Origin of the sequence: Streptomyces sp. 8K308 (assembly GCF_004348315.1) — a bacterium.
Taxonomy (GTDB): domain Bacteria; phylum Actinomycetota; class Actinomycetes; order Streptomycetales; family Streptomycetaceae; genus Streptomyces.
The window spans coordinates 1-9,134 of the sequence record NZ_SMKC01000287.1; the positions used below are offsets into that span (position 1 = coordinate 1).

The 9,134-nt window shown below is 73.9% G+C and carries 12 protein-coding genes; 6 read left to right on the forward strand and 6 right to left on the reverse strand.

Going from position 1 to position 9,134, the window contains the following annotated elements:
* Positions 1–230 precede the first annotated feature (230 nt).
* The 3 genes from E1265_RS28355 (at position 231) to E1265_RS28365 (ending at position 3,791) form a co-directional block, all read left to right on the forward strand.
* Entirely contained in the window at positions 231–1,535 is a 1,305-nt protein-coding gene (locus E1265_RS28355; protein WP_132933845.1) for a hypothetical protein, read from the forward strand.
* Between the two features lie 69 nt (positions 1,536–1,604).
* Entirely contained in the window at positions 1,605–2,921 is a 1,317-nt protein-coding gene (gene hmgA, locus E1265_RS28360) for a homogentisate 1,2-dioxygenase (protein WP_132933846.1), read from the forward strand.
* 36 nt (positions 2,922–2,957) lie between these two features.
* Positions 2,958–3,791: a GntR family transcriptional regulator gene (locus E1265_RS28365; RefSeq protein ID WP_132933852.1), complete on the forward strand. Its 834-nt coding sequence runs from the start codon at positions 2,958–2,960 to the stop codon at positions 3,789–3,791.
* Between the two features lie 34 nt (positions 3,792–3,825).
* Here E1265_RS28365 and E1265_RS28370 read toward each other — a convergent pair whose 3' ends face one another.
* The 4 genes from E1265_RS28370 to E1265_RS40835 form a co-directional block, all read right to left on the reverse strand.
* On the reverse strand, positions 3,826–4,092 hold the full coding sequence (locus E1265_RS28370; protein ID WP_132933847.1) for a hypothetical protein: 267 nt from the start codon (positions 4,090–4,092) through the stop codon (positions 3,826–3,828).
* Positions 4,093–4,246: 154 nt separating this feature from the next.
* The gene (locus E1265_RS28375; protein WP_243741172.1) at positions 4,247–5,002 is read right to left on the reverse strand and encodes a class I SAM-dependent methyltransferase; all 756 of its coding nucleotides are present in this window, start codon (positions 5,000–5,002) and stop codon (positions 4,247–4,249) included.
* Positions 5,003–5,206: 204 nt separating this feature from the next.
* Complete coding sequence (locus E1265_RS40830) at positions 5,207–5,386, reverse strand: hypothetical protein (RefSeq protein WP_347877256.1); 180 nt, start codon at positions 5,384–5,386, stop codon at positions 5,207–5,209.
* A gap of 28 nt (positions 5,387–5,414) precedes the next feature.
* Positions 5,415–5,537: a MarR family transcriptional regulator gene (locus E1265_RS40835; RefSeq protein ID WP_347877257.1), complete on the reverse strand. Its 123-nt coding sequence runs from the start codon at positions 5,535–5,537 to the stop codon at positions 5,415–5,417.
* A gap of 54 nt (positions 5,538–5,591) precedes the next feature.
* Between E1265_RS40835 and E1265_RS39740 the strand changes: the two genes are divergently transcribed.
* Entirely contained in the window at positions 5,592–6,182 is a 591-nt protein-coding gene (locus tag E1265_RS39740; protein ID WP_243741173.1) for a hypothetical protein, read from the forward strand.
* On the opposite strand, the gene E1265_RS28385 is transcribed toward E1265_RS39740, so the two are convergent.
* Positions 6,089–6,574 (reverse strand): MarR family transcriptional regulator, encoded by a 486-nt coding sequence (locus E1265_RS28385; RefSeq protein WP_132933848.1) that lies wholly within the window; start codon positions 6,572–6,574, stop codon positions 6,089–6,091. The two genes, E1265_RS39740 and E1265_RS28385, sit on opposite strands and share 94 nt — an antisense overlap.
* 105 nt (positions 6,575–6,679) lie before the next feature.
* Between E1265_RS28385 and E1265_RS28390 the strand changes: the two genes are divergently transcribed.
* A complete protein-coding gene (locus tag E1265_RS28390) occupies positions 6,680–6,985 on the forward strand; it encodes an antibiotic biosynthesis monooxygenase (protein ID WP_132933849.1) in 306 nt (101 codons plus the stop codon).
* The gene (locus E1265_RS28395; protein WP_132933850.1) at positions 6,982–8,094 is read left to right on the forward strand and encodes a serine hydrolase domain-containing protein; all 1,113 of its coding nucleotides are present in this window, start codon (positions 6,982–6,984) and stop codon (positions 8,092–8,094) included. Before E1265_RS28390 ends, E1265_RS28395 begins: the two co-directional genes overlap by 4 nt.
* Positions 8,095–8,125: 31 nt before the next feature.
* On the opposite strand, the gene E1265_RS28400 is transcribed toward E1265_RS28395, so the two are convergent.
* Entirely contained in the window at positions 8,126–8,866 is a 741-nt protein-coding gene (locus E1265_RS28400; protein WP_132933851.1) for a hypothetical protein, read from the reverse strand.
* Positions 8,867–9,134: the final 268 nt, after the last annotated feature.

Genomic DNA, 9,134 nt, shown 5'->3' on the forward strand with positions numbered 1-9,134 from the left:
GTGGCAGCCGGGGCGGGCGGGGGCGCGTCGTGGCGCCCGGAGTGTGGACGGTGGCGTAGAGGCTGGGGTCGTTCATGACACCAACGTCAACGCGGGCCACACCGCTTTCGCGCAGGGCGGACCGAACAACCGCCAAAGCAACCCGATCGTGTGATCGTGGGGCAGTTCCGTCGACGCGGATGCCCCCGTGCGCTCTGTCGGGGCGCCGCGCGGCGTGAGACCACAGGACCATGAAGAACCAGCGCGGCCCCAACCACCGTCTGCGGGCCATGCTCACCGAGGCCGACTGGACCCAGGAGGCCCTGGCCAGGGCCGTGAACACGCTGGGCGGCGAGATCGGCACCGTGCTCCGCTACGACCGTACGTCCGTCGCGCACTGGCTCGCCGGCACCCAGCCCCGGCACCCCGTTCCGCACCTGGCCGCCGAGGCGCTCTCCCGCCGGCTCGGCCGGGCCATCACCCCGGAGGCCGTCGGGTTCTCCGCGGGCAGCCGGGAGGCGCCGCCCCTGGACCCGCTCACCGGCTTCACCACGCTGTGCCGCGCGGACAGCGACGCGCGCCGGCGCCGGCCGCTGCACCAACGGCCCTACCGGGTGGGTGAGGCGGTGGTGCCCGGGCCGCCGCCGGCCGCGCCGCCGGCGCCGCCCGGGCCGCGCGGCGAGGAGGCCGCCGCCCTGCACGACGCGGTGAGCTTCTTCGCGGCCTCCATCGACACCCACGGCGGCCGGCACGCCCGCAGCGCGCTCGCCGCCTACCTCGCCGACGACGTGACGCCGTTGCTCGCCGAGCGGCGGTCAGGGCGGGCGCGCCGCGAGCTGTTCGTGCTGGCCTCCCGGCTCGCGTTCCTGCTGGCCCGGATGTACGAGGACGGGCAGCTGCACGGGATGGCGCAGCGGTACTACGCCTTCGCCCACCAGCTGGCCGGCGAGGTGGGCGACCGCACGGCGTGGAGCGTGGTGCTGCGGGCGATGAGCGGGCAGGCCCAGCGGCTCGGCCACCTGGCGCCCGCGATCCAGCTCGCGGAGGCCGCGCGGGACGGCGCCAGGGACGCGCCGCCCGCCCAGCAGGCGTATGTGCAGGCGCAGTTGGCGGTGGTGCTGGGGCTCGGCGGGGACCGCAGGGGCGCGCTCGCGGCGCTGGGCCTGGCCGAGCGGGCCGCCGACCGGGCCACCGCCGCGGCGGCGCCGTTCGACGCCTACCCGGTGGCCGCGCTGCACTTCCAGACCTCGGCGGTGCTCGAGGCCCTCGGCGACCTGCCGGGCGCCCTGGCCGCGCTGCGCCGGGCCGCCGGCGAGCGGTCGGCGAGCGACATCAGGGGCCGCGCGCTCACCCAGGCCAGGTTCGGCCAACTACTGCTGCGCACCGGCCACCTGGACGAGGCGTGCGCGGCCTGGGAGTCCTTCCTGCACGCGCAGGAACGATTGCGCTCGGGGGACGCGGAGCGTGCCCTGCGGGAGATGCGGCAGGCCCTGCGCCCGTACCGCAATCGCGGCCGAGCGGCGGAACTGCTGGCCAGGACCGTGCAGGCCCGTTGACTTCGCGCCGCCCGCATTCCTACGGTCGAACGCAGGAATGACGGGTTCGCTCGACGGCGGGAGTGCGGGATGAGCACGGTCGGCAACGTGGCAGGCGGCGGCGGAGAGCGGTATCTGACGGGCTTCGGCAACCAGCATCGGAGCGAGGCCGTTCCCGGCGCGCTCCCCGAGGGGCGCAACTCGCCCCAGCGCGCGCCGCTGGGGCTCTACGCCGAGCAGCTGAGCGGCAGTGCCTTCACCGAGCCGCGCGCCGACAACCGGCGCTCCTGGCTCTACCGGATCCGGCCGTCGGCGGCCCATCCCCGCTTCCGCAGGACGAATGACGGCGGGCTGCGGGCGGCGCCGTTCGACGAGACCGCGCCCGACCCCAACCGGCTGCGCTGGGACCCGCTGCCGAGCCCGCCGGTCGGCACCGACTTCGTGGCCGGCCTGTGGACGCTCGGCGGCAACGGCGACGTGCGCCGGCGCGAGGGCATGGCGATCCACCTGTACGCCGCCGACTCCCCCATGGTCGACCGGGTGTTCGGCGACGCGGACGGCGAGCTGCTGATCGTGCCGCAGCGCGGCGCGCTGCTGCTGGTCACCGAGTTCGGGCCGCTGCGGGCCGACCCCGGGCAGGTGGCGCTGATCCCGCGCGGGGTGCGGTTCCGGGTCGAGCTGCCGGAAGGGCCGGCCGCCGGCTATGTCTGCGAGAACTACGGCCGGCCCTTCGTGCTGCCCGAGTTGGGCCCGATCGGCGCCAACGGTCTCGCGGCGGCACGGGACTTCGAGGCGCCCACCGCCGCCTTCGAGGACGCGGACCGGCCGGTCGAGCTGGTCGTCAAGTTCTGCGGCCGGCTGTGGGCGGCCGACTTGGACCACTCCCCGCTCGACGTGGTGGCCTGGCACGGCAACCACCTGCCCTACCGCTACGACCTGCGGCGGTTCAATGTGCTCGGCTCCATCAGCTTCGACCACCCGGACCCGTCGATCTTCACCGTGCTGACCTCGCCCACCACCCAACCGGGCCTGGCCAACGTGGACTTCGTGGTCTTCGCGCCGCGCTGGCTGGTCGGCGAGGACACCTTCAGGCCGCCGTACTTCCACCGCAACGTGATGAGCGAGTACATGGGGCTGATCGAGGGCGCCTATGACGCCAAGGCGCGCGGCTTCGTGCCGGGCGGCGGCTCACTGCACAACATGCTCTCCGCGCACGGCCCCGACCGGGAGACCTTCGAGCGGGCGAGCCGGGCCGAGTTGGCCCCGCAGAAGGTGGACGACGGCCTCGCCTTCATGTTCGAGACCCGCTGGCCCGTGACGCTGACCGGCCAGGCGGCCGACTGCGAGCATCTTCAGCGCGACTACGACCACGTGTGGCAGGGTCTTGACCGGCACTTCCCCAAGTAGGTCTTCCCTCAAGGCCAGATGCCCGGAGCGACCGCCGTGACCGTCTTCGCCCCCGACTCGCTCGAGCTCAACCGCAGGCTCCCGCTGTGGTACCAGGTGACGCAGTCGCTCCGCGCCTCGATACTCGGCCGCGCCCCTGGCGCGCCGCTGCGACTGCCGACGGAGGAGCAGTTGGCCGAGCACTACGGGGTGAGCGTGCTCACGATGCGCCAGGCGCTCAAGGAGTTGGAGCAGGAGGGGCTGATCAGCAGGCACCGGCGGCGCGGCACCTTCATCGAGCCGGCGGCGAGTCCCGGCGCCCCGGTCCGGCTGCTCGGCTCGGTCGACGCGATCGTGGCGCAGCAGTCGGGCGAGACGACGACGCTGCTCGACCACGGCCCGGTGCCGGTGCCGGCGGAGCTCGCCGGTCACTTCCCCGACCTCGCCGAGGTGGTGCGGTTCCGCCGGCTGCGCCGGGACCGGGCGAGCGGCGAGCCGGTGAACCGGGTGGAGAACCTGCTGCGGCCCGAGGTGGCGGCGCGCGTCGACCCGGCCGCGCTGGCGCGATGGCCGATGACGCGGGTGCTGCGGGACGTGGCCGGGGTGGTCGTCGGCCGGATAACCAACACCGTGCAGGCGCGGCTCGCGGATCCGGAGACCGCGCGGCTGCTCGCGGTGCCGCTGCTGAGCCCGATCCTGCACATCACGGGCGTGGTGTTCGACGAGTGCGAGCACGTCGTCGACGTGGCGCGGATCCACTACCGGGGGGACCGGTTCTCGTTCGCCGTGACCGTGGACGCCGTGACGACGGACACCGGGTTGATGGACACGGGGTTGATGGACGCGGTACCGGGTGACGCGCCCCCCGAACTCCCCCCGGATGACGGCTGAGAGCCCCCGGCCGCGCGGCCGGGGGCTCAGGGGATCAGCCGCGACCGCCGAACAGCGTGCGCCGCAGCCGCCGCAGCGGCGCGAACAGCGAGACGCGCGCGCCCTTGCTGGTGTGCGCGGTGCGCTCGTCGCGCTTGGTCAACTCCCGCATCAGCGTGGTGGCTTCCTCGGCCTCCCGCGGCGGCACGGCAGGGCCGGAGAGCACGCTCAAGTGGCGATCGAGGCGGGCGCTGCTGGCGCCGCTCCCGCAGTTGATGGCAGGCACTCGAGGCGGCCTGCTCCGCACTGTTATCCGCTCCATGACTCTCCCACCCGTACAACGGCACCCGGTCCGGGCAGGGTAACCCTAACGCCCCACAAGTGCGCATGGGTATCCCGGTCCCTCGTTTCACCTTTCCCCGCAACGGGGTTGACGAACACGACAAGACATCCGTTCCCTCGTATACCCCTGTGCGTCACGCCGGACGCGCGATCGTGACGATCTCGTGGCTCGCCGCGGTGAGCGGCGAGCGGTCGAAGTCACCGTACCGCTCGGCCACCGTCAGGCCCGCCGCGGCCAGCGCGGCGTCGAGCGCGTCGGCGTCCAGGAAGCGCAGCGCGCCCCGGGTGACGAGACCCTCGGGCCAGGTGGGGCCCACCATCCTGGTGGTGGTGTGCACCAGGTCGTCCCGCACCTCGGGCCGCCCCTCGATGGTCATCCGCACCACGCCGCCCGAGCCCGCCGGGTCCTGGATGGCGAGCCCGTACTCCAGGCCCCAGTTCTCCCAGCCGCGCACCGCCGGATTGCGGGTCTCGAAGCCGAACGCGCCGTCCTCGGCGAGGACGGCGCGCACCGCGGCCAGCGTGCCCCGCAGGTGCTCGTCGGTGACCAACTCCTGGAAGGCGTGGCCGGTCATCACCACGAGGTCGAACGGTCCTTCGAGGGAGACGGTTCGCAGGTCGCCCTGGATCCACTCGATGTCCGCGCGCCGCCTGGCGCGGGCCAGCATGCCCTCGGCCGGGTCGAGGCCGACCAGCCGGCCGGTGTGGCCGGCCTCGCGGGCGTGGTGCAGCAGCATTCCGGTGCCGCAGCCGAGGTCGAGCACCGACCGGGCCGCCATGACCCGGGGCAGGTAGAAGTGGAAGTCCTCCCGCTCCTTCCAGGGGAAGAACGCGTCGTAGCAGGCGGCGTAGTGCGGGTCGGCGAACGGGGCGTGCGAGTCGTTGGTCACCGGCCAAGCCTGATGAGCGAACGACGAGCGCGCCACCGTATTTCACCCCATGGGTTCAGTGACTCGATCGGTGCGGTCACCCGACCGGTGCAGCCGGAGCACGGTGTCCTCGCCGTTGGCCGACAACGGCAACGAGCCGTCGGGCGCGAGCGGGCCGGCGGTGGCGTGCCGCCGGCGCGCGTGAGGGCGCCCGGCCGGCGCGGCTCAGGCGTCATGTCCGACGGGCGTTCGCGGGGGCTCGGGCGGCTCGTGGGCCGCGGCGTAGTCGACGAAGTCGTCGACCATGCGCTGGAACAGGTCGGCGAGCCGCCGCAGGTCCTCCGGGTTCCAGTGGGCCAGGGCCGCCCACATGCCGCGCCGCGAGGTCTCGCGGATCCGGTCCACGGCGTCCCGGCCGACGGGGTGAGGCGGATCAACTGGCCCGGCCGTCGTCCGGATCGGGGACCCGGTCCACGTAGCCGGCCCGCTCGAGGCGCTGGGCCTGCCGGGTGACGTGTGGCGCCTCCGCGTTGAGCCGGGAGGCCAACTCCCCCACGCGCAGCCGCTCGACGTCGGCGAGGGCCCGTAGCAGCGCGACGGCGGCCTCTCCATGCTGCCGTCCACCTTCACCATGCTGTTCTTCTCCGCGCTCGCCGGCCGCTTCGAGGCCAAGCTCGGCGCCGCCTGGACGCTGGCGATCGGCACGGCCTTCGCCGGCCTCGCCTACCTGTGGCTCACCCTCCAGCACGGCTCCGTCGGCGACTTCCTCGTCTTCAACGCGATCCAGGGCGTCGGCTTCGGCATCGCCTACGCGGCGCTCGGCACCCTCGCCGTACAGCACGTGCCAATGGACCAGAGCGGCATCGCCAGCGGCGTCAACTCGCTGGTGCGCACGGCCGGCGGGAGCCTGGCCAGCGCGGCGACCGCGGCCATCCTGGTCGGCGACGTGCTCCCTGGCACGGAGATGCCGAGCGTGGACGCCTATGTGACCTGCTTCGTTCATCGCCTCCATAGCCGCGGCGCTGACCGCGATCATCGCCGCCGTGCACGGGACCCGGCACCGCGCCGCCTAGGTTCTGGCGGACCGGAGCGCCCCGGCCCCGGCCGTCAGCGGTCGGGGCCCGCACCAGCGCGGTCCTGGTCCCGCCAGTCGCGCTGGTGCCTGGCAACATCCCGGAAAAGCCGCTTGAACTCCGCGTAGGCATCGGCGCCGACGGCCTCCGCGTGCCGCCGCTCGATGTCGGCCAGGATGGCGTCGGACCGGGACAACTGGTCGAGGCCGCGCGCGGTCGGGACGACGAGTTTCGCCCTCCGGTCGGCCGGGTCCGGGCGCCGCTCGACGTACCCCAGGGCCTCCAACTCGTCGACCACCTTGCCCACCACCTGCTTGTGCTGTCCTGACCTGCGGGCCAGCTCGGTGGCGCGGCTGCCCTCGGTGTCCAGGTAGGCCAGCACCGCGCCGTGCGGGGGGCGCAGGTTCGGGTGGCCCTGCTCGGCGAGCGTCGCGAGCAGCTCGTCCTGGACCGCGAAGAGCAGCCGGGCGGTGAGCACGCCGAGGTCGGGGTCCCTCAGTTTTCGTTCGCTGCGCCGCACATCGTCCTCCGAACCTCAGCCAAAAATCAGTCACCAAAGTTGACCAACAACAAAGGTGACTATACCCTTCGGCGCAGGGGAAAGCGACCAAGGAGCAGTGACGACATGCCGGTGACAGTGGAGCTGACGCGTTTCACGGTGGCGCGGGAGCGCATGGAGGCCATGCTGGCCGCCAGGCCCGCGATGCTCGCGGACTTCCGCGCCGACCGGGAGGGGTTCATCGGGGCCGACCTGGTGCGACTGCCGGACGGGGAGTGGCTCGACATCGTCCACTGGCGATCGCCCGAGGACCTCGCCGCCTCCCGGGCCAAGGGAGCCAACCGGCCGGGCATCGCGGCGTTCTTCGCGACGCTTGGCGACCTGGTCAGCGACGAACGGGGCACGGTGCACGAGATCGGGGAGTCGCGGTGACCGACGTCCTGGGAACCGTGGCCGACGGCTTCGAGAGGGTGCGGGAGGAATTCGCCGCCGTGGTGCCGCCCGACCCCGGCGCCCAGCTCGCGGTGTACTGGCACGGTCGCCAGGTCGTCGACCTGTGGGCCGGTGAAGAGGTGACGGGGGACTCGCTCCTGGCCCTCTACTCCTCGGCCAAGGGCGCGGCCCACCTCGTCGTGGCCCTGCTCACGCGGGACGGCGTGCTCGACCTCGACCGTGCCGTGGCCCACTACTGGCCGGAGTTCGCCGCGGAAGGCAAGGGCGAGCTGACCCTGCGTGAACTGCTGGCGCACCGATCCGGGCTGATCGGCGTGACCGGCGGGTTCCGCCAGGACGAGCTGGCCGACGACCGGCTGATCGCGGAGCGTCTCGCCGGCCAGCGTCCCTACTGGCGGCCGGGCAGCGCCTATGGCTACCACGCCTGGGTGATCGGCGCGCTCACCGGCGAAGTGGTGCGGCGAGCGACCGGTCGATCGATTCAGGAGCTCTACGAGGCACGGATCCGGGCGCCCTACGGGCTCGATTTCTTCCTCGGACTGCCAGAGTCGCTGGAGCCGAGGTTCGTCCCCGTACGACCGCAACCCGGCCCGCCACCGGCCGCGCCTCGCCCCGACAGCCTGACCGGCATCGCCTTCAACCAGCACGCCACCCCGCCGACCGACCTGGTCTCCTTCGCGAACACGCGCCGGACCCGGGCCCTCGGCCCCGCCTCGTCCGGCGGAGTGGGGAACGCACGCGGTCTGGCCAGGATGTACGCGGCCGCCATGGGTGAGGTGGACGGGCGACCCGCGCTGCTGCGCCCCGAGACGATCGCGGAGTTCACGAAGGCCCGTTGGACCGGCACCGACCTGGTCACCGGTGAACGGGACCACTTCCTGCTCGGCTTCGAAGCCCAGGGCGTGCGCTATCCGGGGCTCGGCCCCGACGCGTTCGGGCACAGCGGCGCCGTCGGCGCCCAGTCCTTCGCCGCCCCGGCCAGGGGCATCGCCTACAGCTACACCGTGCGCCGATTCGTCCCCGGCGGAGGCGGCGGCGCCCCGGAGAACCACCGACTGGTCGAGGCCGTCCTACGGTCGATCGACTGAGCCGCCGAGAGCGGGTGGCGCCGGACAGGACCTAGTCGACCGCGGCGGGCACCCAGCGGTTCTCGGTGTACTCGTAGCCGTGCACCCCGTCCGGCGCGGCGGTAAGCCCGCTGGTGCGGAACGGTCGGCCGCCGTCGCCGATCCGCGCCATGCCGCTGTCGGCGCCGCTGGCCCAGTCGACCTCGACGTACCAGTCGCAGTCGCAGTCGACGGCGGTGGCCTCCACGCGCAGCACCAGCGGCTCGTCCTCGGTGACGAGGAACGGGGGCTCGGGGGCCGGCAGCTCGACCCCCTCCCCGCTGCCGTCGTAGCCGTCCCTGGGGCGGGCCACCGGGCGGTCGGCGTCCAGGTCCACGGTGAAGGCGGCCGGGGTGAGGGCGCCGCCGCAGCCGGCGGACATGTCGAACGCCGGCCACGCGAGCGGCGCGCGCCGCTCGACCACGCGGACGTGCACGGCCTCGACGACGACGGCCTGCCGGCCGCCGGCTCGAAGGGTGGTCTCCACGATGGTGGATCCGCCGTGCACGGCGTCCAGTTCGCCGGCCCACCGCTCCGCGTCCTGCGCCACCGGCGGCGCCGGCACCTCGGCCGGATCGCGGTCGATCAGATAACGGTGCCCGCAGCCGCCGGCCCAGACGTGCGAACGCGTCGTCCAACTCAACGGCTCGACCTCGGGCGCGCCGGCCCCCTCCGAAGGCGGCTCGCCACCGCGCAGCGCGCTCACCGCGAGCACGGCCGCCGTGCCGAGCGCGACAAGCGCGCCAATCCACACAACCCGCCGCCGCCCCGCCCTCGGCTGGCGCCGCAGCCACGCGGACTCGGGACGGCCGGCCCGCCGCGTACCCGCGGCCCCGCCGGAGCCCACGGCGGCGGGGCCGTCACGATCCGCCTGACCAACGCCGCCAGACTCCCCGGAGGCCAGTTCGGCCCCGGCCGGCCACGGTCCAGACGCGCCGGGCCCGTCCGGCTCCCACGAACCGCCGTCCCCACCGAACCCGGACGGCCACGCCCCCGCACCGCCGCCGCCACCAAACTCAGCC

What these genes read in the sequence shown, in the direction of transcription:
- E1265_RS39740 (WP_243741173.1), top strand. Translation starts at nt 5,592, where the DNA reads ATGCTGCCGTCCACCTTCACCATGCTGTTCTTCTCCGCGCTCGCCGGC.
- E1265_RS28355 (WP_132933845.1), top strand. Translation starts at nt 231, where the DNA reads ATGAAGAACCAGCGCGGCCCCAACCACCGTCTGCGGGCCATGCTCACC.
- E1265_RS28390 (WP_132933849.1), top strand. Translation starts at nt 6,680, where the DNA reads ATGCCGGTGACAGTGGAGCTGACGCGTTTCACGGTGGCGCGGGAGCGC.
- hmgA (WP_132933846.1), top strand. Translation starts at nt 1,605, where the DNA reads ATGAGCACGGTCGGCAACGTGGCAGGCGGCGGCGGAGAGCGGTATCTG.
- E1265_RS28370 (WP_132933847.1), bottom strand. Translation starts at nt 4,092, where the DNA reads ATGGAGCGGATAACAGTGCGGAGCAGGCCGCCTCGAGTGCCTGCCATC.